Here is a 21,213-nt window from a genome sequence, read left to right as displayed (position 1 = left end):
CTACTGCCGTCGCACCACCGCCCATCAACCGATGGCCGCGGCCCGCACACAGAGCACGTCCGGCAGGTGCGAGGCGACCAACTGCCAGCTGTCGCCGTCGTCGACCGAGGCGAACACCTCGCCGTTGCGATTGCCGAAGTAGATCCCCGCCGGGTCGTTGCCGTCGGCGCACATCGCGTCCCGCAGCACCGTGCCGTAATGGTCGCCCTGGGGCAGGCCCGCGCTCAGCGGCTCCCAGCTGCCGCCCCCGTCCGCCGTGCGGTACACCCGGCAGCGGCGGTCGGCGGGCACCCGGTCGATGTCCGCGTTGATCGGGAACACGTACGCCGTCCCGCCGCGGTGCGGGTGGGCGACCGCCGCGAAGCCGAAGTCCGAGGGCAGACCACCGCCGATGTCCGTCCAGTGCGCGCCCGCGTCGTCGCTGCGGTACACCCCCCAGTGGTTCTGCAGATACAGCCGGTCCGGGTCGGCCGCGTCCCGCGCCACCTTGTGCACGCACTGCCCGAACTCCGGGTCCTTCTCCGGCAGGAACACCGCGGACACGCCCTGGTTCGACGGGGCCCAGCTCGCGCCGCCGTCCCCGGTGCGGAACACCCCCGCCGTGGAGACCGCGACGGTCACCGAGCGGGCGTCGCGGGGGTCGGTCAGGATGGTGTGCAGGCCCTCGCCACCGCCGCCGGGCACCCACTGGGAGCGGGTCGGGTGCTCCCACAGCGGGCGCACCAACGCGAAGCTCTCGCCCCGGTCCTCCGACCGGTACAGCGCGGCGGGTTCGGTGCCCGCGTACACCACGTCGGGCTCGGCCGTCGAGGGGTGGAGCTGCCACACCCGCTCAAGGGAAGCGCCCGTGTCCTTCGGGAACTTCACCGCGGGCTTCGCCGGCTCCGTCCACGTGCGGCCCAGATCGTCGGAGTGGAAGACGGAAGGGCCCCAGTGCGCGCTGTCACCCCCCACGAGCAGCCTGGGGCGCGGGCCCCGGGTGTCGATCGCGACGGAGTACACCGCCTGCGCGTTGAAGTACGGGCTGTCGTCGAACTCCCAGGCGCCACTGCGCCTGCGGCCGATGAACAGACCCTTGCGGGTGCCTACGGACAGAAGGACTTCGGCCATGGCGGCCTCCTCGGGACGTCGTTGTCTCAGGTATCCGTCAGTCTGCACCCCACCACTGACAGTCTCCCTTCGACCGGCTTCCCCCGCAGGTCAGGCGCCGTGTCCTCGCTCAGGCCGCGTGGTGCGGCGGCGACAGCTCGGCCGCCAGCCCCGCGATCGCGGCGGGCCCCACGCGGCAGCACCCGCCGATCAGCCGCGCCCCCGCCGCCCGCCACCGCGCCGCCATGCCGGGCGCGAACCGCGCCGGGCCGCGCCAGGCCCGCGCCCCGGCGTCCCAGGCCTCCCCGCTGTTGGGGTACACGACCACCGGAAGCCCGGTGACGCGCCGGGCCACGGCGACCGCCGCCTCGACGTCCCGCGGATCGCAGCAGTTCACCCCCACCGCGATCACCTCGTCCGCCTCCGCGGCCAGGGCGAACGCCTCGTCGAGCGGCTGCCCCGCGCGCGTGCGCCCGCCCGCCACGCTGTACGACAGCCAGGCGGGCACCCCGAGGCCGCGCACCGCCCGCAGCAGGGCCCGCGCCTCGTCGGTGTCGGGCACCGTCTCCAGGGCCAGCACGTCGGGCCCGGCCGCGGCGAGGGTCTCCAGGCGCGGCCGGTGGAAGCGCTCCAGGTCGGCCACGGTGAGCCCGTACCGGCCCCGGTACTCGGAGCCGTCCGCGAGCATCGCGCCGTAGGGCCCCGCCGAGGCGGCCACCCACGCCTCGCGACCAAGGCCCGCGCCGGCCCGCCGCGCCAGCTCCACGCTGAGCCGGAGCAGTCCGGCGGTGCGGCGGGCGTCGATGCCGTGCCGCGCGAACCCCTCGTAGGTCGCCTGGTAACTCGCGGTGATCGCCACCTCGGCACCCGCCTCGTAGTAGGCGCGGTGGGCGGCCTCGACCGCCTCGGGCTCGTCGGCGAGCAGCCGTGCCGACCACAGGGTGTCGCCCAGGTCGTGCCCGGCGGCCTCCAGCTGGTTGGAGAGGCCGCCGTCGAGCACGACGGGGCGCTGGTGAAGGGCGTCGGCGAGTCTCACACCGACGACGCTAGCCGAGGCGAGGCCGACGGGAAGTGACACGCCACCTGGTGGGCGCCGCCGTTCGGCGTGCTCACCTCCGGTTCGGTGGTGGCGCAGACGTCCTGGGCGAGGGGGCAGCGGGTGCGGAAACGGCAGCCGGAGGGCGGCCTGGCCGCGGAGGGGGTCTCGCCCTTGAGCGGGGACGGACCGGGCTTCGCCGTGCCCTCGGCCGCGACCACCGGCAGGTTGACCGTGTCGAGCAGGCCTCGCGTATAGGGGTGCAACGGCCGCGCGTACACCTGCTCGGCGGGTCCGGCCTCCACGAGTCTGCCGAGGTACATCACGCCGACGGTGTCCGCCAGGTGCCGTACGACGGCCAGGTCGTGGGAGATGAACAGATAGGTGAGGCCGCGCTCGCGCTGGAGCTCCCGCATCAGGTTGAGGATCTGCGCCTGCACGGAGACGTCGAGCGCGGAGACCGGCTCGTCGGCGACCACCAGATCGGGCGAGAGCGTCAACGCACGCGCCAAGCCCAGGCGTTGGCGCTGTCCGCCGGAGAACTCGTGCGGGTAGCGGTGCACGGCGCCGCGCGGCAGGCCGACCGCGTCGAGCAGCCCGGCGACCCGCTCCTCCTGCTCGGTCCGGTCTCCGACGCCCTGGATGACCAGGGGCTCGCGCAGGATCTCGCCGACCCGCATCCTCGGGTCCATCGCGGCGGTGGAGTCCTGGAACATCAGCTGGACGCGGCGCCGGTGGGCACGCCGCTCGGCCCGTGACATCCGGGACGGGTCGGCGCCCTCGAAGCGCACCGCTCCGGCGGTGGGCTCCTCCAGGCCCGCGACGATCCGGCCGAGCGTGGTCTTCCCACAGCCCGACTCGCCGACCATGCCGAACGTCTCGCCCCTGCGGATGGTGAGCGACACCCCGCCGACCGCGCTGACGGTGCCCCGGCTGCGCGCGAACGCGCCACCCTTGAGCGGGAACTCCTTGACCAGCGCGTCGAGTTCGAGGAGTACGTCACCCGGCGCGGCGGCCGGGAGCGCGGGCGCGGGGCGCACGACGTCCTCGTCCGACGCGGCCTCGTCGGGGACCGGGTGGAAGCACGCGAAGCGGTGCTCCGCGCTCGGTTCCCCGGCGTCCGTGAGCGGCGGTTCCCCGGCGCGGCACTCGTCGGTGGCGAAGGCGCAGCGCGGCGCGAAGCGGCAGCCGGTCGGCCGTGTGACGAGGCCGGGCGGCAGTCCGGGGATGGTGTGCAGCTCGGCGCCGGCGGCGGCCCGCTCGGGCAGGGCGGAGAAGAGGGCCTCGGTGTAGCGGTGGCGCGGGCGTTCGAAGAGGTCGCGCACGCTCGCCTGCTCGGCGACCTTGCCCGCGTACATCACGGCGACGCGGTCGACGCGGTGGGCGATGACCCCGAGGTCGTGGGTGACGAGGATCAGCGCCATGCCGAGGCGGGAGCGCAGGTCGTCGACGAGTTCGAGGATCTGGTGCTGTGTCGTCACGTCGAGGGCGGTGGTCGGCTCGTCCGCGATGAGCAGCTTCGGCTCGCAGACCAGGGCCATGGCGATCGCGACGCGCTGCCGCATGCCGCCGGAGAGCTGGTGCGGGTAGACCTTCATGCGCTCGGCGGGCTGCGGCATGCCGACCAGGCGCAGCATCTCCTCGGCGCGGCTCCACGCCTCCTTCCTGCCGATGCCGGGCCGGTGCAGCAGGAGCGGCTCGGCGACCTGGGCGCCGATGGTCATGGTCGGGTTGAGGGAGGTCAGGGGGTCCTGGAAGACCATGCCGATGGTGTCGCCGCGTACGTCCTGGAGGACGGGTGCGGGGGCCGCCGCGAGGTCGCGGCCGTCGAAGAGGACCCGGCCGCCGGTGATCTCCCCGCCGGGCGGGAGCAGACCGAGGACGCTGAGGGCGGTCATCGTCTTGCCGCTGCCCGACTCGCCGACGATGCCGAGGGCCTCGCCGGGGGCGAGCGAGAGGGAGACGCCGTCCAGGGCGTGGACGGTGCGCTCGCGCGAGGCGATGTCGACGCGCAGGTCCTCGATGGTGAGCAGGGGGCCCTCACCGTGGGGCCCGGTCTTGTCCGTGGTGTTGTCCGCGGTCATCTCTGTGGTTCTCCCTCTACTTCCGCAGCCGCACTTCGAAGGCGTCCCGCAGTCCGTCGCCGATGAAGTTGAACGCGGCGACGACCAGCACGATCGCGATGCCCGGCGGGAAGATCAGCCACCAGTAGCCGTTCTGGGTGTAGGTGATGCCGGCGGAGAGCATGGAGCCCCAGTCGGCGGAGGGCGGCGGGATGCTCAGCCCGAGGAAGGCGAGGTAGCTGACGTAGAGGATCGCGTCGGCTATCTGGAAGGTGCAGTTGACGATGACGGTGCCGATGGCGTTCGGGACGATGTGCTTGAAGACGGCCCGCGCTCCGCCGCCGCCCATCATCCGCATGGCCTGGACGTACTCGCGGTCACGCAGGGACAGCGCCTCGCCGCGCACGAGGCGGGCGGGGGAGAGCCAGGCGACGGCCGCGATGATCACGATCAGGACGCCCTCGCCGGGCGTGATGATGGCGGCGACCACGACGAGCAGGAACATGGCGGGGATGGCGAGCGCCGCGTCGGTGACGCGCATCATGGCGGCGTCGATCCAGCCGCCGAAGTACCCGGAGACGGCGCCGTAGACCGTGCCGAAGAGGGTGGCGAGGAGTCCCGCCGCGAGGCCGATCTCCAGCGAGGTCTGCCCGGCCACCATCAGGCGGCCGACCATGTCGTAACCGAGGTCGGTGGTGCCCAGGAGGTGGCCGGAGCTGCCCGGCGGCAGATTGGCGCGGGAGAGGTCGGTGTGGACCTGCTCGGTGTCGTGGACCAGCGGCCCGAGGTAGCTGAAGGCAAGGAGCAGGAGCAGGACGACCACGCCGGTCAGGGCGAGCTTGTTGCCGGTGAAGACCCGCAGGGTGCGGCGGGCGAGCGAGGGCGTGGCCCGCGCCGCTTCCTCGTTCCCGGGAGTGGCCCCGGGGTCCCCGGGGGAGGTGACAGGGACGGCGGTGCTTCTCATGCCACGCTCCGGATCCGGGGGTCGAGGACGGCGTACAGGATGTCGGTGAGCAGGGAGCCGACGACGGTGGCGACACCGACGACGAGGGTCACGCCGAGCAGGACGGGGAAGTCGGAGCCCTGCGCCGCGTTCCAGAACAGCAGCCCCATGCCGGGGTAGTTGAACATCGACTCGACGACGAGCGCGCCGCTGAAGAGGGTCGGCAGATAGAGGCCGAGCAGTGTCGCGAGGGGGATCAGGGCGTTGCGCAGGACGTGCCTGCCCATGATGCGGCGGCTCGACTGGCCCTTGGCCATGGCGGTGCGGACGTACTCCTCGGTGAGGTTGTCGAGCACGGCGGAGCGCATGTAGCGGCTGAACATGGCGATGATGCCGAAGGCCATGGTGACGACCGGCAGGATCAGCCCGGTGACGTCGCCGAGCAGGTCGGCGATGGTCTCGCCCTGGGGCGCCTCGGCCGGGAGGATGGGCATGACCTGCGCGAATAGGATGATCATGATGAGGCCGAGGAAGAAGACGGGCGTCGCGTACAGCAGGAAGGTGAGCCCGGTCAGCGCGTAGTCGGACGCCTTGCCGCGGCGGACGGCCTGGAGCAGGCCGAGGGGCACGGCGATGACCACCGCGAGGACGGTCGACAGGACGGTCAGCAGGAGCGTCTTGGGCAGCCGCTGCCTCAGCAGGTCGAGGACGGGCGAGTTGAGCTTGAAGGACTCCCCGAGGTCGCCGGTGAGGAGACGCTTCAGGTACATCAGGTACTGCGTCGGCAGCGACCGGTCGTAGCCCTGCTGGTGGTTGAAGTGCTCGATCTGCTGCGGGGTGCCCTTCGGACCCAGGATCGCGCGCGCGGGGCCGCCCGGCAGCAGGTGCAGGAGCACGAAGACGATGATCGAGACGAGGAAGAGGACGACGACCGCCTGGAGGATGCGCTTGACGAGAAAGCCGGTGAAGCCGGTCACTTCGCGGCCCCCTTCTCCTTGACGTAGTACCAGTGCTGGGGCGAGAAGGTGACGGTCGGGTTCTGCTCGATCCCGCGCAGGTCGTTGCGGATCACCGAGACCTGGTAGGCGGGGTTGGGCATCCACATCACCGGGAGCTGTTCGGCGAGGTACTCGCCGTACTCGTGCACGGCCGTCATGTCGGGGGAGTACTGCACGCCCCGGATGACGCGGTCGGCCTTCTTGTCGCTGTAGTTGCCGAAGTTGGCGGAGGCCCCGGTGGAGAACAGCTGCTCGCCGCTGGGGTTGAGCGGGTAGTACCAGCTGCCCGCCGTGCCGAAGAAGGACATGTCCCAGTCGCAGCCGGGGCCCTTCGCCGTGCAGGGCACGGAGTTGCCGAGGACGGAGTTGAGCGGCTGCTGGCGGACGGTCAGGTCGATGCCCGCTCTGGACAGTGAGGACTTGAGCTCCTGCATCATGTTCGTCGTCTCGGTCGAGCCGGCCTGGGAGAGCAGGGTCAGCTCCAGCGGGTCGCCCCTGTCGATGCCCTTGCCGCACCGGTCGTCGCCGGTTCCTGGGCGCACGCAGCGCGCGGTGCCGTCCTCGGTGCGCCAGCCGTGGTCCTCGAGGAGCCGCCGGGCCTTGGCGACGGAGAAGGGGTAGCGGTTCTGCTCCATGGCCTCGGAGAGGTACTGGCTCTTGGGGGTGACGGGCACGGGGCCGAGCGTCGGCGTGGCGCTGCCCTGCCAGATGACGTCGCTCATCGCCTTCTGGTCGACGAGGTGCTGCATGGCCCGGCGGATGTAGAGCTGGTCCATCAGCGCGCCGCCGTGCGTGGAGTTGAAGTTGTAGACGATGTACGTCGCCGCCCAGCCCTCCCAGGGGTCGACGCGATAGCCCTTGTCCTCGAACCTCTCCTTCTGCGCCATCACCGACGGCGGGATGTAGCCGTAGTCGACGCCGCCCGAACGCAGCACGTTGTACTCGGAGTCGGCCGTGGTGAACGGTTTGAAGACCACCTTGTCCAGGTGCGGACGCTCCGACTTCGGGCCGGTGTACTTCTCGTTCGGCACGATGGTGACCTGGCCGCTGTCGCGCCATCCGGCCAGCTTCCACGGGCCGTTGACCGTCTTCCAGAGCGGATCGGTGGCGTAGGAGCCGAGGCTCTTGGCGTGCCTGGTGAGGCGGGCGAAGACGGCCTTGGCGCCCGCGGTCGTGCGGTCCCAGTCACCGATCCTCCCGCCGTCGGTCTTGGCGTCCCAGGCGTGCTGGGGCAGCGCCCGCAGCAGGGAGAGCTGGTTGGCGGTGAACCAGTCGGGGTTGTACGCGCGCGTCAGGTGCAGCCGCACGGTGTGGTCGTCGACGGTCTCGAACCGCTTGACGTTGTCCGGCATGGTGCCGACCGAATAGCTGCCCCAGTCCGCCTTGTTGGCCTTGACCAGGCGGAACCAGAACTCGATGTCGCGGGCGGTGACCGGGGTGCCGTCGGACCACTCGACGCCCTCGCGCAGCGGCACGGTGACGGTCCTGTTGCCGTCGGCGTACGTCGGTTCCAGGCCCAGCGTGCCGGGGCCGTGCGTGGTCAGCTCGCCCTTCGCCCGGTCCTGCACGGCGTCGTAGACCGGCGTGAACATCAGCGAGTAGATCGCGTAGTTGTAGGAGGCCCCGTAACCGGGCGCGCCGATGGGGAAGATCCAGTTGGGCGTCGCGGCCGGCGGCAGCGCCATGGTCGCGGTGCCGCCCTCGACGGGAGTGCCTCCGGTGGGGCCCATGTCGATGCTGCCGCCCTCACGGGTGCAGCCGGTGAGGGCCGCCACGAGGACGAGCAGCGCTGCCGCCGCGGAGCGGAGTGAACGCATGGCGATGGGCCTCCAAGGGGCTACGGGGCCGCCCGTACCGGAGAACGAGGGGGCGGCGCCCGAAAGGTAGGCCCCGGAAGAAAAACAAGTCAATAGCTTCATTCGGCAAGAACTTTGAAACAGCCAGGCCTAGCCAGCTTGGTTCGATCAGGCCTAATGTTCTGTCCGGCATCGAATGAACTTCGCGAATGAACGGGGGCGGCCGAGCGGCTCGGGGCGTCGGCCCGGGAGCCGCGGGCGAGCGACGGGGGACGGCATGACCGGTACACCACTCGGCGAACCGGGATCGGCGCAGCACATCGTGCACCTGGTCTCATCGGGGGTGGCGTCCTCCCGCGCCGACCTCGTACGCGAGTTGGGCCTCGCCCCCTCGACGGTCTCCCTGCGCGTGCAGGAACTGGTCGACGCCGGGCTGCTCAGCGAGTCCGGCGAGGGCGCCTCGCGCGGCGGGCGCAGGCCGCGGCTGCTGCGGGTGGCGGCGCGAGGAGGCGTGGCGCTCGCCGCGGACCTCGGCAGCCACCACGCGCGGCTCGGCGTCGTCGACCTCGGCGGCACGGTCAGCGACGCCGTCGACCTGCCGCACGACATCACCGCGGGCCCCGAGTCCGCGGTGGACTGGCTCTGCGGTCAGGTCGACACCCTGGTCGCGCGCCAGCAGGCAGAGGGCCGCACCGTGCGGGCGCTCGGCGTCGCCTTCCCCGGCCCCGTGCAGCCCGCCACCGGACGCGTCCTCAGCCCGTCCCGCATGCCGGGCTGGCACCGCTACCCGCTGCGGGACGTCCTCGCCGAGCGCCTCGGCATCCCCGTCACCGTCGACAACGACGCCACGATGATGGCCGTGGGCGAGCACCGCGTGGCCCGGCCCGAGCTGGAGCACCTCGTGGTCGTCAAGGCCGGGCGCGGCATCGGCAGCGGCATCGTCTCCGCGGGACGCCCGCACGACGGGGCCAACGGCAGCGCGGGCGACATCAGCCACGTCCGCGTCGACGCCGCCGGCGACCGGCCGTGCAGCTGCGGCAACATCGGCTGCCTGGAGACCGTGGCCAGCGGCGCCGCCCTCATCCGCGAACTCGCCGCGCGGGGCGTGGAGGTGCGGGACACCGGCGACCTGCTGCGCCTGGTCGCGGACGGCGACCCGCAGGCCACCACCCTGGTCCGCACCGCGGGCCGGCACATCGGCACGGTCCTCTCCGTCGTCGTCAACTTCTTCAACCCCCAGGCCGTGGCGCTCGGCGGCGTCCTCGCCACGGCGGAACCCCTGGTCGCCGCCGTGCGCGGGGTGCTCTACGAACGCTGCCTGCCGCTCGCCACGGCCGACCTGGAGATCACCACCACCGTCACCGGAGTCGACGCGGGCCTTCTCGGCGCCGGCCTCACCGCCCTCCGCCACCACCTGCCGACCGCCGCGAACACCCCGGCCCCCGCAGTCCCCGCACCCAAGGAAGAGAGCGCGTCCGCATGACCCCCTCCGCACCCCGTCGCCTGCGCATCGGCATCGGCGGCATCGGCATCGAGTCCTCCACGTTCTGCCCGCACCGCTCCACCACGGACGACTTCCGCCGGACCCGCGGCCAGGACCTCCTCGACCGCTACACATGGACGCGCCCCGACTCCGACCTCGCCACCGCCGTCGAATGGGTGCCGCTGCTGCACGCCACCGCGCTGCCCGGCGGCCCCGTGGAGGCCGAGTCGTACCTGACCCTCAAGGACGAACTGGTCACGCGCATACGGCGGGCGGGCCCCCTGGACGGCCTGGTGTACGACATCCACGGCGCGATGAGCGTCATGGGCCTGAGCGACGCCGAGGCCGACCTCACCGAGGCCGTGCGCGCCGCCCTCGACTCGGTCGGCGCCCCGGACGGCGCCGGCCGCCCGATGATCTCCACCGCCATGGACCTGCACGGCAACGTCTCACGCCGCTTCGCCGAGCCCGTCGACCTGCTCACCGCCCACCGCCTGGCCCCGCACGAGGACGCCTGGGAGACCCGCGAGCGCGCCGCCCGCAACCTGGTGACGTGCCTGCGGGACGGCGTCCGGCCGCACCGGGCCTGGGTGCAGGTGCCCGTGCTGCTCCCCGGTGAGAAGACCAGCACCCGCCTGGAGCCCGCGAAGTCCCTGTACGCCTCGCTCGCCGGGATCGAGCAGCTGCCCGGCATCCTCGACGCCGCGATGTGTGTGGGCTACGCCTGGGCCGACGAGCCGCGCTGCCGGGCGGCCATCGTCGTGACCGGCGACGACGCCGAACTCGCCGCGGCCGAGGCGGAGAAGCTCGCCCGACGCTACTGGGACGCCCGCAAGGAGTTCGTCTTCGTCGGGCCGACGGGCACGGCCGAGGAGTGCGTGGAGCGGGCCGTGGCGTCGGCGAAGCGGCCCTTCCTGATCAGCGACTCGGGCGACAACCCCACCGCGGGCGGCGCGGGCGACCTCGCGTACATGCTGGAGAAGCTGCTCGCGCACGACGCGATCCGCTCCGGCGAGGTCACCGCGCTGCACCCCGGCATCACCGACCCCGTGGCCGTGGCCCGCTGCTTCGAGGCGGGGGTGGGCGCCGAGGTCACGCTGAGCGTCGGCGGCAAGGTCGACCGGGGCCACGGCGGCCCGTGCGAACTCACCGGCACGGTCGTCGCGTTGCAGCGCGCCATGGACCAGAAGGACCGCGCGGAGGGCGGCGCGTACGACCGCGGGGTCGACATGGCGGCCGTGCGCAGCGGTGGCCTCACCGTCGTCCTCGTCGAACGCCGCAAGCCGTTCCACACCCTGGCCGACTTCATGGGCCCGGCCGACGGAGGCCTGGGCGTCGACCCGCGGACGTACGACATCGTGGCCGTGAAGATCGGCTACCTGGAGCCCGAGCTGTACGACATGGCGGCCGACTGGCTGCTCGCCCTCACCCCGGGCGGCGTCGACCAGGATCTGCCGCGGCTCGGCCACCACCGCGTCGAGCGTCCGCTGTACCCCTTCGACGAGGACGCCTTCGACACGGGGCCCGGACCGGACCTGACCCCGGTCACCCTGGCGCCGCTCGCGTGACGCGGGTCGCCCGGCGAGATGGGGGTTCACCCGCGTGAAGGCGTCTGCGAAGGTGATCCCTCCGAGCCGCCCGAGCGCCGAGGAGTCCCCGTGAAGCGTGCCGCCACCCTGTCCGTCCTGGTCTGCCTGCTGGCCGTCACGGCCGCCGCGCCCGCCTCGCCCGACGCGGGGCGGCGACCCGACCGCCCGCACGGCAGCCTCCTGGACACCGTGCCGAAGAAGGGCGTCCTCAAGGTCTGCACGACCGGTGACTACGCCCCCTTCACCCAGCGGGACCCGAAGGACGGCACGTATCGCGGCGTCGACGTCTCCATGGCGCGCGACCTGGCCAGAAGCCTCGACGCCAAGCCGGAGTTCACCGCCACGACATGGGCGAGACTCACCGGGGACGTCGCCGCGCGCCGCTGCGACATCGGCGTCGGCGGGGTGTCGATCACCCTGCCGCGCGCCCGGCAGGTCTCCTTCAGCGAGCCCACGCGTGAGGACGGCAAGACGCCGATCGTGCGGTGTGCGGACAAGGACGAGTTCGGGGAGGGAACCCTCGCCGACATCGACCGGCCGGGCACGACCGTGATCGTCAACCCCGGCGGCACGAACGAGGAGTTCACCCGGGCGAACATCGAGCGGGCGACGATCAGACTCCACCCGGAGAACACCACGATCTTCGAGGAGATCGTGGCCGGCAGGGCGGACGTGATGATGACCGACGCGAGCGAGACGCTCTACCAGTCGACGATCCACCCCGAACTCTGCGCCCTGCACCCGGAGAAGCCGTTCACCTTCTCGGAGAAGGCCTACGCGACGCCGCGCGGCGACGCGGACTTCAGGGAGTACGTCGACCAGTTCGTGCACCTCGCCGTGCACGACGGCACGTACGCGACGTACGAGGCGGAGTGGATGAAGTAGGCGGCCCGAGCGCACGGCCCGGTTTGGGGCGGGGCCGCGGGGGGATCCGGACACCATGACCGTGCAGAAGAACACCGTGCTGGTACTTGACTGTTCGGAGCCCGAGGCGCTCGCCGAATTCTACGCGGGACTGCTCGGTGCGGAGGTGCGGCTGAGCAAGGACCCCGACTACGTGGAGGTCGCCGTCGACAACGGGGTCTGCCTCGCCGTCCACCGCGAGCGGGACTACATCCCGCCGAGCTGGCCACGCCCCGAGGACTCGCAGCAGGCGCACCTGCGCATCATGGTCGCCCGCCAGGACATGGACGAGGCCGAGCGCGAGGCGATCGGCCTGGGCGCGCGGCCCGTGGACACCAAGAACAACCACGGGCCACGGGACTCGCGCACCTACTCCGACCCCGCGGGCCACTCCTTCACCCTGGCGGCGATCCCGGAGTAGCGCGCGGGGGCCGGCCGGCTCAGACCGAGCGGTGGTACTGGTCGGGCACGTGGACGTCGGCGCCGAGCTCGCGCGCCGCGCGCCGCGCCCACGAGGGGTCGCGGAGCAGCTCGCGGCCGAGCAGCACGGCGTCGGCCTCGCCGTTGGCGAGGATCTTCTCGGCCTGCTCCACCTCGGTGATCAGGCCGACCGCGGCGACGGCCAGCTCGGTCTCGGCCTTCACGCGCGCGGCGAACGGCACCTGGTAGCCGGGGCCGACGGGGATGCGCACGCCCGCGGCGTTGCCGCCGGTGGAGACGTCGAGCAGGTCTATGCCGTGCTCCTTGAGCTCCGTGGCGAAGCGGACGGTGTCGTCCGCGGTCCAGCCCGCCTCCTCCAGCCAGTCGGTGGCGGAGATGCGGAAGAACAGCGGCTTGTCCTCGGGCCACACCGCGCGTACGGCGTCGACGACCTCCAGCGCGAAGCGGGTGCGGTTCTCGTACGAGCCGCCGTACTCGTCGGCGCGCTTGTTGCTGTGCGGGGAGAGGAACTCGCCGATGAGGTAGCCGTGTGCGCCGTGCAGTTCGGCGACCTCGAAGCCGGCGTCCAGCGAGCGGCGGGCGGCGTCGGCGAACTGCGCCACGATCTCCTTGATCTCCGCGACGGTGAGCTCCGTCGGCACCGGGTGGTGCTCGTCGAAGGCGACGGGGCTCGGGCCCGCCGGCTGCCAGCCGTGCGCGTCGGGGCCCACCGGGGCGCCGCCGACCCAGGGGCGGTCGGTGGAGGCCTTGCGTCCGGCGTGCCCGATCTGGATGCCGGGAACGGTGTTCTGGCCCTTGAGGAAGTCGGTGATCCGGCGGAAGGCGGCGACCTGCGTCTCGTTCCAGATGCCGAGGTCGTAGGGGCTGATGCGGCCCTCGGGACTGACCGCGGTGGCCTCGACGATGATCAGGCCGGTGCCGCCCGCGGCCCGCGCCGCGTAGTGCGCGAAGTGCCAGTCCTGGGGCGCGCCCGTCTCGGGTCCCTGCGGCAGCGCCGAGTACTGGCACATCGGAGGCATCCACACCCGGTTGGGGATGGTCAGGGATCGCAGGGTGTAGGGCTCGAACAGCGCGCTCACGGCGGCCTCCTTCGTCAGGGCTGGTGTGTGCTTCGTACGATAGACCTCGTAGTACGGTGGATGTCAAACTACGAAGGTTCTCGTACAATGCACAGGGGAGATCCGGACGAAGGGGAGCCGCTATGACGACCGCCGCGGGCAGCAGGACGCTCGCCCACCCCGGCCTCGGGGAGATCACGCTCGAAGGCGTGCTGCACGCCTTCGCCGACCCCATGCGCATGCGGGTGGTCCGGGACCTCGCGCGCGAGGAGGGCGCGGAGCTCTCCTGCTCCTACTTCGCGCTGCCGGTCAGCAAGTCCACCAGCACCCATCACTTCCGGGTGCTGCGCGAGAACGGCGTGATCCGGCAGATCTACCGCGGCACCGCCAAGCTCAGCGTGCTGCGCCGCGACGACCTGGACGCGCTCTTCCCCGGCCTCCTGGACACGGTCCTCGCGGCGGCGGCCCGCCAGGCCGAGCGGCGGACGGCCGCCGGAAGCTGACCCGCGCCCGGCGCGGGCCCCTGCCTCAGCCCGGCGTGGCCCGCGCCGCCGCGCCGCGCAGCCCCTCCCAGTCCGGGATCTTCACCACGCCCCTGCCGAGCGAACGCCCCAGCTCGGCCTCGGCGCGCTCGATGGCCAGCCACCCCGGCCACTCCACCGGCCGCAGGCCCGCCGCCCGCAGCCCCGCGAGCGGGTCGCCCGGCAGCTCCCTGCGCAGGAGCCCGGGGGCGTCGTCGAGCAGGGAGGCGACCGTCTCCTTGGCGCAGGGGCGGTTGGCGCCGATGACACCGGTGGGCCCGCGCTTGATCCACCCCGCGACGTACTCACCCGCCGACGGCGCCCCCTCGCGCAGCACCCGCCCGGCCGCGTGCGGCACCGTGCCCCGATCCGGGTCGAACGGCAGCCCCGCGAGCGGCACCCCCCGATAGCCCACCGAGCGCAGGACCAGCTGGGCGGGGATGTCCTCGTACCGCCCCGCCCCCGTGACCCCGCCCCGGCCGTCCGGCAGCGTGCGCTCGAACCGCGCCCCGGCGACCCGTCCGGATACCCCGGCGGTCAGGGCGACCGGGCGCAGGAAGAACCGCAGCCTGATCCGGCGCGCGAGGCCGCTCGGCGGTCGCTCCGCCCAGCCGCGCAGCACCTCCACGTTGCGACGGCTCGCCGCGGGAAGCCCCGAGGGGTCGAGGTACGCGGGGTCGAGCGCCAGCTCCGCCGGGTCCACGACGACCTCGGTCTCTGGCAGCGAGCCCAGCTCCCGCAGCTCCTTGGTGGTGAACCTGGCCTGCGAGGGCCCGCGCCTGCCCACCATGTGCACCTCCCGGACCCGGCTGCCCGCGAGGACGCCGAGGGCCGCGTCCGGCATGTCGGTGGGCAGCAGCTCGGCGACGCCGCGGGCGAGGATGCGGGCGACGTCCACCGCGACGTTCCCCACGCCGATGACCAGGGCCGACTCCACGCCCCTGATGAAGCCGTCCGGGGCGAAACCGGCCGGCAGGGCATCGGGGTGCGCGCTGTACCAGGAGACGAACTCCGTCGCGGAGTGACTGCCCGGCAGCTCCTCGCCCGGCACCCCCAGCCTGCGGTCCGCCGCCGCGCCGACGCAGTACACCACCGCGTGGTAGAGACCCAGGAGCCGGGCCGGGGGCAGGGTCTCCGGCCCGATCTCGACGCCGCCGAGGAAGCGGACGCGCTCGTGTTCGAGGACCGCGCGCAGGTTGTTCTGCAGGGACTTGATCTTCTCGTGGTCGGGCGCGACCCCGTAGCGCACCAGGCCGTACGGGCAGGGCAGCCGGTCCAGCACATCGACCCGCACGTCCGGCACCCGGTCCTGCTGGACGAGCGACTGCGCGGCGTACACCCCGCTGGGGCCCGATCCGACGACGGCGACCTGCAGCACGGCGGTGCTCCCTCCGCGAGGCGACCCCGGGACGGTTTCAGGATCGCACCCGGGGTGCGCCCTGTCAGGAGTGTGCGCGGCGCGGCGTGGGTCCGGCGGGCACGCGGTCAGCCCATCTTCCGCATCCGGCCGATCTCGCTCGTCTGCTGGGCGATCACGTCGTTCGCCATCTCCTCGACCTGGATGTTGTTGCCCTCGGAGAGCGCGTCGGCCGCCATCGTGACCGCCCCGCTGTGGTGCGTGATCATCAGCTTCAGGAAGAGCTGGTCGAACGTCTCGCCCCGCGCGGCGCGCAACTGCCTCAGCTGCGCCTCACTGGCCATGCCCGGCATCGTCGCGTGGTCGTGCCCGTGCTGCTCGCGCGGCCCGCCGTGGCTCTTCAGCCAGCGCTTCATCGCGCCGATCTCCGGTTTCTGGGCGGCGCCGATGCGGGACGCCAGCCGCTTCACCTCGGCCGACGAGGCCCGCTCCGGGGCGAGTCCGGTCATCGTCAACGCCTGGCCGTGGTGCTCGATCATCATCTGCGTGTACGCGAAGTCGGCCGAGTTGGGGGTGTCGTCGTCGGCCCGCCGCTCCGCCGCGTCCTTTGCCGACAGCGTGGCGGCGCTCTCGCCGGGCTTGCCCGGGGCTATCACCGACGGCCCCGGCGACGCCTCGCCGCCGGCGTCCGCGTCCGGGCCGGAGTCGCAGCCCCCCAGGACGAGAACGGCGGTCACGAGCGTGGCGAGGGCGTACGTACGACGGCAGTCGGGGTGCACGGCGACCTCCGGTGGCGAGGAGACGAGTCGGAGTCTGCCCTAGCACGGTGAGGAGCACCAGTGATCGGCAACTTCCATGACGAGTATGTTTCCTCTCTTTTGATCTGTGCATGATGAGGCAGATACTGCGGGTGTCCGTGAACCGTTCACCTCCGAACGGCGACAAGGGAGGACGCAGTGACCCTGTTGAACAGCCCTCGAACGCGGCGCAGACGCCTGGGAGTCGGAGCCGTGGCGGCCGGTCTCCTCGCCACGCTGCTCACCGTGGCGCCCGCCGGCGCGACCCCCGATCCCGGTGACCCCGACGCGGCGGCCCCGAGGAGCGTCTCCAAGAGCGACGCCGCAGCGGCGCGCGAGGCCGTCGAGCGCGGTGAGATACCCGGGCCGGGCGAGGTCGTCCACTCGGCCAACATCGAGCACCTCGCCAACGTCCCGAAGGACGCCCTGCCGGGCTTGAACACCGACATCGCCTTCCAGGGCAGGTACGCGTTCGCCGGCAACTACGACGGCTTCCGCATCTTCGACATCAGCGACCCGGATTCACCGAAAACGGTCTCCCAAGTGCTCTGCCCCGGCGGGCAGAACGACGTCTCCGTCTCGGGGAACCTGCTCTTCCTGTCCACCGACTCCTCGCGCAGCGACAACTCCTGCAACAGCACCTCCCAGCCCGCGACGGAGAAGTCCTCCTGGGAGGGCATGAAGGTCTTCGACATCAGCGACAAGAAGAACCCGCGGTACGTCGCGGCCGTCGAGACCGCCTGCGGCTCCCACACGCACACGCTGGTGCCGAAGAAGCGCGACGTCTACGTGTACGTCTCCTCGTACTCACCGAACGCCGCCTTCCCGGACTGCCGACCGCCGCACGACGGGATCTCCGTCATCAAGGTGCCGCGCAAGGCCCCGCAGAAGGCCGCGGTCGTGAACTTCCCCGTGCTTTTCCCCGGTGAGGGACCCGACGGCGGCGGCAACCCGGGCGGGCCCACCCACCCGGGCGTCTCCAAGACCACCGGCTGCCACGACATCACGGTGCTGCCATCGAAGGACCTCGCGGCGGGCGCCTGCATGGGCGACGGCCTGCTGTTCTCCATCAAGGACCCGGAGAACCCGAAGATCATCGACCAGGTGCAGGACAACGAGAACTTCGCGTTCTGGCACTCGGCGACCTTCAACCAGAAGGCGGACAAGATCGTCTTCACCGACGAGCTCGGCGGCGGCTCCGGCGCCACCTGTGACGAGGCCACCGGACCGAAGCGCGGCGCCAACGGCATCTACGACGTCCAGGGCAAGGGCGACAAGCGCAAGCTCGTCTTCCGGAGCTACTTCAAGATCCCGCGCCACCAGGCCGCCACGGAGAACTGCGTGGCGCACAACGGCTCGCTGATCCCCGTCAAGGGCAAGGACCTCATGGTCCAGGCCTGGTACCAGGGCGGCGTCTCCGTCTGGGACTTCACCGACTCCAGCAGGCCCAGGGAGATCGGCTACTTCGAGCGCGGTCCGCACGCCACCGACAAGATCACGACCGCCGGCTCCTGGTCGGCGTACTACTACAACGGCCGGGTCTACTCGAACGACATGGCGATGGGACTCGACGTCCTGAAGATCGACGACAAGCGGGTCAAGGCCGCGGAACGCGTCCGGCTCGGTGAGCTCAACGTCCAGACGCAGCCCGACTACTTCGACTGAGGCCCCGCGGGCCGCTGGGGACGGAACGACAACTGAGGAGGTGTCCCGCCGGGCGGCCGCCCGCCCGGCGGGACGCCGAGCTCCCACTCCAGGCCGTACCGCTGGAAGAGCTCGGCCCGCAGCGTCGCGAGCGGCATCGGGGCGCCCGGGATGAGCAGGGCGAAGACCGCGCCCATCAGCAGGGCGCGCAGCAAGGGATAGTCGCGGTCGACGTCGCGCGAGCCGTAGCGCTCGACGGTGTCGCGCAGCAGCTCCGCGAGGCGCTGCTGCTCGGCGCACTGCACGAAGCCCTCCGCCTGGAGGATGCCCGCCATGTGCGTGCGCATGAGGAGCGGCTCGTCGCGCGCCAGGCCGAGGATCGCGTCGACCGCGCGGGCCAGGCGCTCCCGACCGTCGGGCGCGCCTGGCGTGCGTTCGAGGGCGGCTTCCAGCGTGCGGTGCATCAGGCGGTGCACGGCCGACTGGAGGAGCTGGCGCTTGCCGGGGAAGTAGTAGGACACCAGGCCGCGGGCGGCGCCCGCGCGGTCGGCGATGGCCCCGAGCGTCGTCGCCTCGTACCCCCGCTCGGCCACCAGCTCCACCGTCGCCTGCAGCAACCGCTCGCGCGAACGCCTGCGGAGCTCTTCATTGACCGAGGGGCTCCGCGGGGACATTCTGTAACTCCTGCGTTGACTGGCTCCGAGCCAATATACTCAGCGCATGCCGGTCGCGGGGCCCGTTGGGGTTCCGTACGGTCCGGACCGGCCTGGGGCAGGCAACACCGCGGGGGAGTGTTGCCTGCTCACAGGCGGTTCCACGGCCGCGCGGCCGTCGTCGGCGCCGACGAGGCCGAGCACGGCGCGCAGCGCGTCGGGCCGCTCGTCCGCCGGCAGATGGTCGACGAAGCGCACCGCGCACCCCAGGTCCGCGGCCCCGCCGTCGGCCCGCCGGTCGTCGCCGACCATGAGCACCTCGCGCGGGTCGGCCCCCAACGCCTCGCAGGCCACCGCGAAGAGCCGCGGGTCGGGTTTCTGGATGCCGTGCTCGTACGACAGGACGTACGCGTCGATGTGGCGGTCGAGGCCGTGGGCGCGGAAGACGGGCCGCAGGTCCCACCCGATGTTGCTGACCACCGCGACGCCGACGCCCCGCTCGCGGAGCCCGGCGAGCACCTCGGCGGCGTCGGCGTACGGACGCCAGGCCCGCGGGTGCATGTGCCGGGCGTACAGCGCGTCGTACAGGCGCGGGTCCGGCAGCGGCACCTCACGTGCGAGCCCCGTGTACGCGGCCCTGTGCCGCTCGGCGCTGTGGTCGCGCACCGCCCACGCCGTGGCCAGGTGGCCCGGCACCTCGGCCGGAGACGCCCCGCCCGGCAGCGCGCCCGCCCGTTCGAGGGCCGCGGCGGTCCGCGTCACCTCGGCCCCGGACCAGGCCAGTCCGAGGCCGTCGAGCCCGGCGCGCAGCCAATCCTCGGTGGACTCGACGCGGAAGAGGGTCCCGGAGAAGTCGAAGAGCACGCCCTTGATCGTCATGAGCCGCGTGCTCGGGCAGCGGCCGGCCGGCGGTCAAGAGCGTCCCCCGGGCCACCGGTCAGGTGCCGGCCACGTCCCGGCGCGCGGTCCCGCGTGCGTACGTCGTGACGGTGAGGACCACCACGAGAGCGCCGAACAGCCAGCCGCCGAGGACGTCCGTCGGCCAGTGGACACCGAGCCAGACGCGGGTCAGGCCCACTCCGGCGACGGAGAGCACGGCCAGGGCGAGGGCCGTGCGCCACAGGGCGGGGCCCGCGCCGTGCAGGCGCAGCAGCCACAGGAGGAGGCCGCAGACGACGGCCGCCGTCATCGCGTGGCCGGAGGGGAACGCCGCGTAGTGCGCGGAGTCCACCGGGTCGGACCACACCGGGCGCGGGCGGTCGACCGCCGCCTTCAGCGCCTGCTGCACCACCGAGGCCACCAGGCAGGAGCCCGCGACCCAGAGCGCGAGCCGCCGGGCGCCGCGCGCCACCAGCCAGAGCACCGCCGCCGCGCACAGGGCGCGCATCGTCCAGGGGTCCCAGACCCAGTCGGTGAGGATGCGGCTCGCCTGGGTGGCGTCGGGATCGGCCACCGCCCAGCGGTGCGTCGTGCGCGCGATGTCCTTGTCCAGGGCGGTCAGCGGACCCCACTCCAGCTCCACCAGGAGCAGCAGCAGGAGTCCGGGGACGCCGAACAGCGCGGCGACGAGCGTGGCCCGGCGGCAGGGCGGGCGGGGCGGGGAGTCGGTCGACGCGGGGTGCATGCAGTGATCCTTGCCGACGAGGCGGGGCGTATTCCCTCCCGGTGAGGGCGCGGGGCGGTTCGGGGGCCGCGACCGCGGGCGGCCGGGGCGTGATGCCGCGGGCGGTCCGGCCTAGCCCAGGGCCCGCAGCCCCGGGCCGAAGGCCACGAGGACCGGGATCACCGGGACGAGCGCCGCGGTCGCCGTCAGCCGCAGCCGGCGCCCCGCGGTCAGGCGCGGGCGGGCGGAGAGCAGCCGGTGGACGCGCTGCGGGACATGGGCGTGCGGGGTGGGGCAGGGGCCGAACACCCCGCGGTCCTCGTTCAGCTCGACCAGGGCGAGCGCGATGGTCAGCCGGCCGAAGCGGCGCGAGGCCACGTCGTCGGCGGCGAGCTCCACGAGGCGGTGCATCTCGTCACGGAACGCCGCGAACACCCCCACCTGCGGGAACCCGGCGGCCAGCGCGCCCGAGCAGTGCAGCAGCCAGTCGTGCCGGGCCTGCGCGTGGCCCTGCTCATGGGCGAGCACGGCATCGAGCTGACGGCCCTTCAGCCGGCGCAGGGCGGCCGTGGTGACGACGAGCTGCGGGGCCTGGCCCGGCAGCCACCAGGCGTCGGGGCGCTCGCCCTCCAGGACGACGAGGCGGTCCGCGCCCGGCTCCTCGCCGGGCAACAGCGGGGCGCGGTCGCGCAGTTCGGTGCGGCGCGCCGTGCGCCGGAGCCGCGCGAGGGTGATCTCACGGGTCAGCATCGCGGCGCTCCACACCCCGCCGCAGGCGAGCAGGACGGCGGTGGCCGCGGCCCAGGGGCCGGGGGCCTGGAGGGCGTAGGCCTCGACGACGGCGTGCGGGGCGGGGGCGAAGACGTGGCCGCGCACGGCCTGCCACGCGGCGGCGGCGCTCAGGATCATCGAGAGCGCGCAGCAGAGCAGGACGGCCGCGACGACGCACTGCCAGGCCCACAGCGCGACCACGGGTTCGCGCTCCGGCCAGTCGGCCCGCGCGAGCATGCGCGGTGCGACGACGGCGGTCAGGGCGCCCAGCAGCAACAACGCGACGGGGACCATCATGCCGCCCAGCCTATGAGGGCGGGGCCACCGGAGGGTATGGCCTGCCTCGGCAAGTGACGCACGCCACGGTGGGCGGCGCCATGACAGCGGTCCCGGGCACGGGTCGGGCCGGCAGGTCCGAAAGCAGTAGCGCCGATTCCCCGATCGGGTCGCGGTCGCGCGGCGTCGAGT

18 protein-coding genes and 1 pseudogene are annotated in these 21,213 nt (G+C 72.8%); 6 read left to right on the top strand and 13 right to left on the bottom strand.

Annotated elements, in window-relative coordinates; genetic code table 11:
- Window positions 1-24: 24 nt before the first annotated feature.
- The 6 genes from DCW30_RS13960 to DCW30_RS13935 all read right to left on the bottom strand — a co-directional run bounded on the left by DCW30_RS13960 (window position 25) and on the right by DCW30_RS13935 (window position 7,946).
- Window positions 25-1,110 (bottom strand): WD40/YVTN/BNR-like repeat-containing protein, encoded by a 1,086-nt coding sequence (locus tag DCW30_RS13960; RefSeq protein ID WP_076687256.1) that lies wholly within the window; start codon window positions 1,108-1,110, stop codon window positions 25-27.
- A 109-nt stretch (window positions 1,111-1,219) separates the two neighbouring features.
- Window positions 1,220-2,125: a homocysteine S-methyltransferase gene (gene mmuM, locus DCW30_RS13955; RefSeq protein ID WP_198502061.1), complete on the bottom strand. Its 906-nt coding sequence runs from the start codon at window positions 2,123-2,125 to the stop codon at window positions 1,220-1,222.
- Window positions 2,122-4,209, bottom strand: coding sequence for an ABC transporter ATP-binding protein (locus tag DCW30_RS13950; RefSeq protein WP_076687258.1), 2,088 nt, complete (start codon window positions 4,207-4,209; stop codon window positions 2,122-2,124). Before DCW30_RS13950 ends, mmuM begins: the two co-directional genes overlap by 4 nt.
- A 16-nt stretch (window positions 4,210-4,225) precedes the next feature.
- Complete coding sequence (locus DCW30_RS13945; protein WP_076687259.1) at window positions 4,226-5,152, bottom strand: ABC transporter permease; 927 nt, start codon at window positions 5,150-5,152, stop codon at window positions 4,226-4,228.
- Window positions 5,149-6,108, bottom strand: a complete 960-nt coding sequence (locus tag DCW30_RS13940; RefSeq protein ID WP_076687260.1) for an ABC transporter permease — start codon at window positions 6,106-6,108, stop codon at window positions 5,149-5,151. Before DCW30_RS13940 ends, DCW30_RS13945 begins: the two co-directional genes overlap by 4 nt.
- Window positions 6,105-7,946, bottom strand: a complete 1,842-nt coding sequence (locus tag DCW30_RS13935; protein ID WP_076687261.1) for a peptide ABC transporter substrate-binding protein — start codon at window positions 7,944-7,946, stop codon at window positions 6,105-6,107. Before DCW30_RS13935 ends, DCW30_RS13940 begins: the two co-directional genes overlap by 4 nt.
- Window positions 7,947-8,202: 256 nt before the next feature.
- Between DCW30_RS13935 and DCW30_RS13930 the strand changes: the two genes are divergently transcribed.
- The 4 genes from DCW30_RS13930 to DCW30_RS13915 all read left to right on the top strand — a co-directional run bounded on the left by DCW30_RS13930 (window position 8,203) and on the right by DCW30_RS13915 (window position 12,321).
- Entirely contained in the window at window positions 8,203-9,408 is a 1,206-nt protein-coding gene (locus tag DCW30_RS13930; RefSeq protein WP_076687262.1) for an ROK family transcriptional regulator, read from the top strand.
- Complete coding sequence (locus tag DCW30_RS13925) at window positions 9,405-10,976, top strand: M81 family metallopeptidase (protein WP_076687263.1); 1,572 nt, start codon at window positions 9,405-9,407, stop codon at window positions 10,974-10,976. The genes DCW30_RS13930 and DCW30_RS13925 overlap by 4 nt, the downstream gene beginning before the upstream one ends.
- A gap of 90 nt (window positions 10,977-11,066) precedes the next feature.
- Entirely contained in the window at window positions 11,067-11,882 is an 816-nt protein-coding gene (locus DCW30_RS13920; RefSeq protein ID WP_076687264.1) for a transporter substrate-binding domain-containing protein, read from the top strand.
- 55 nt (window positions 11,883-11,937) lie between these two features.
- Window positions 11,938-12,321 (top strand): VOC family protein, encoded by a 384-nt coding sequence (locus tag DCW30_RS13915; protein WP_062771130.1) that lies wholly within the window; start codon window positions 11,938-11,940, stop codon window positions 12,319-12,321.
- A 19-nt stretch (window positions 12,322-12,340) separates the two neighbouring features.
- Here DCW30_RS13915 and DCW30_RS13910 read toward each other — a convergent pair whose 3' ends face one another.
- Window positions 12,341-13,420: an NADH:flavin oxidoreductase/NADH oxidase gene (locus DCW30_RS13910; RefSeq protein ID WP_076687265.1), complete on the bottom strand. Its 1,080-nt coding sequence runs from the start codon at window positions 13,418-13,420 to the stop codon at window positions 12,341-12,343.
- A gap of 122 nt (window positions 13,421-13,542) precedes the next feature.
- On the opposite strand from DCW30_RS13910, the gene DCW30_RS13905 reads away from it, so the two are divergent.
- The gene (locus DCW30_RS13905) at window positions 13,543-13,902 is read left to right on the top strand and encodes an ArsR/SmtB family transcription factor (RefSeq protein ID WP_076687266.1); all 360 of its coding nucleotides are present in this window, start codon (window positions 13,543-13,545) and stop codon (window positions 13,900-13,902) included.
- Between the two features lie 25 nt (window positions 13,903-13,927).
- On the opposite strand, the gene DCW30_RS13900 is transcribed toward DCW30_RS13905, so the two are convergent.
- Window positions 13,928-15,298, bottom strand: coding sequence for an FAD-dependent oxidoreductase (locus DCW30_RS13900; RefSeq protein WP_076687267.1), 1,371 nt, complete (start codon window positions 15,296-15,298; stop codon window positions 13,928-13,930).
- A gap of 107 nt (window positions 15,299-15,405) precedes the next feature.
- Window positions 15,406-16,056 carry a DUF305 domain-containing protein gene (locus tag DCW30_RS13895; protein WP_076687268.1) on the bottom strand — a complete coding sequence of 217 codons (651 nt, stop codon included), beginning with the start codon at window positions 16,054-16,056 and terminating at the stop codon, window positions 15,406-15,408.
- A gap of 177 nt (window positions 16,057-16,233) precedes the next feature.
- Here DCW30_RS13895 and DCW30_RS13890 point away from each other — a divergent pair, with 177 nt between their 5' ends.
- Window positions 16,234-17,739 (top strand): LVIVD repeat-containing protein, encoded by a 1,506-nt coding sequence (locus tag DCW30_RS13890; protein ID WP_076687269.1) that lies wholly within the window; start codon window positions 16,234-16,236, stop codon window positions 17,737-17,739.
- On the opposite strand, the gene DCW30_RS13885 is transcribed toward DCW30_RS13890, so the two are convergent.
- From DCW30_RS13885 to DCW30_RS13870, 4 genes and pseudogenes are all read right to left on the bottom strand, one after another.
- Entirely contained in the window at window positions 17,727-18,392 is a 666-nt protein-coding gene (locus DCW30_RS13885; protein ID WP_062771136.1) for a TetR/AcrR family transcriptional regulator, read from the bottom strand. The two genes, DCW30_RS13890 and DCW30_RS13885, sit on opposite strands and share 13 nt — an antisense overlap.
- 165 nt (window positions 18,393-18,557) lie before the next feature.
- Window positions 18,558-19,250, bottom strand: a pseudogene (locus DCW30_RS13880) (HAD family hydrolase); the annotation flags it as partial.
- 58 nt (window positions 19,251-19,308) lie between these two features.
- Window positions 19,309-19,995 (bottom strand): phosphatase PAP2 family protein, encoded by a 687-nt coding sequence (locus tag DCW30_RS13875; protein ID WP_076687270.1) that lies wholly within the window; start codon window positions 19,993-19,995, stop codon window positions 19,309-19,311.
- Window positions 19,996-20,106: 111 nt separating this feature from the next.
- The gene (locus DCW30_RS13870; RefSeq protein WP_076687271.1) at window positions 20,107-21,042 is read right to left on the bottom strand and encodes a M56 family metallopeptidase; all 936 of its coding nucleotides are present in this window, start codon (window positions 21,040-21,042) and stop codon (window positions 20,107-20,109) included.
- Window positions 21,043-21,213: the final 171 nt, after the last annotated feature.

The sequence above is a fragment of the Streptomyces alfalfae genome (genome assembly GCF_004127445.1).
Lineage (GTDB): Bacteria > Actinomycetota > Actinomycetes > Streptomycetales > Streptomycetaceae > Streptomyces > Streptomyces alfalfae.
The sequence above is the reverse complement of the archived record's forward strand: the minus strand, read 5'-3'. Positions and strand labels throughout refer to the sequence as shown.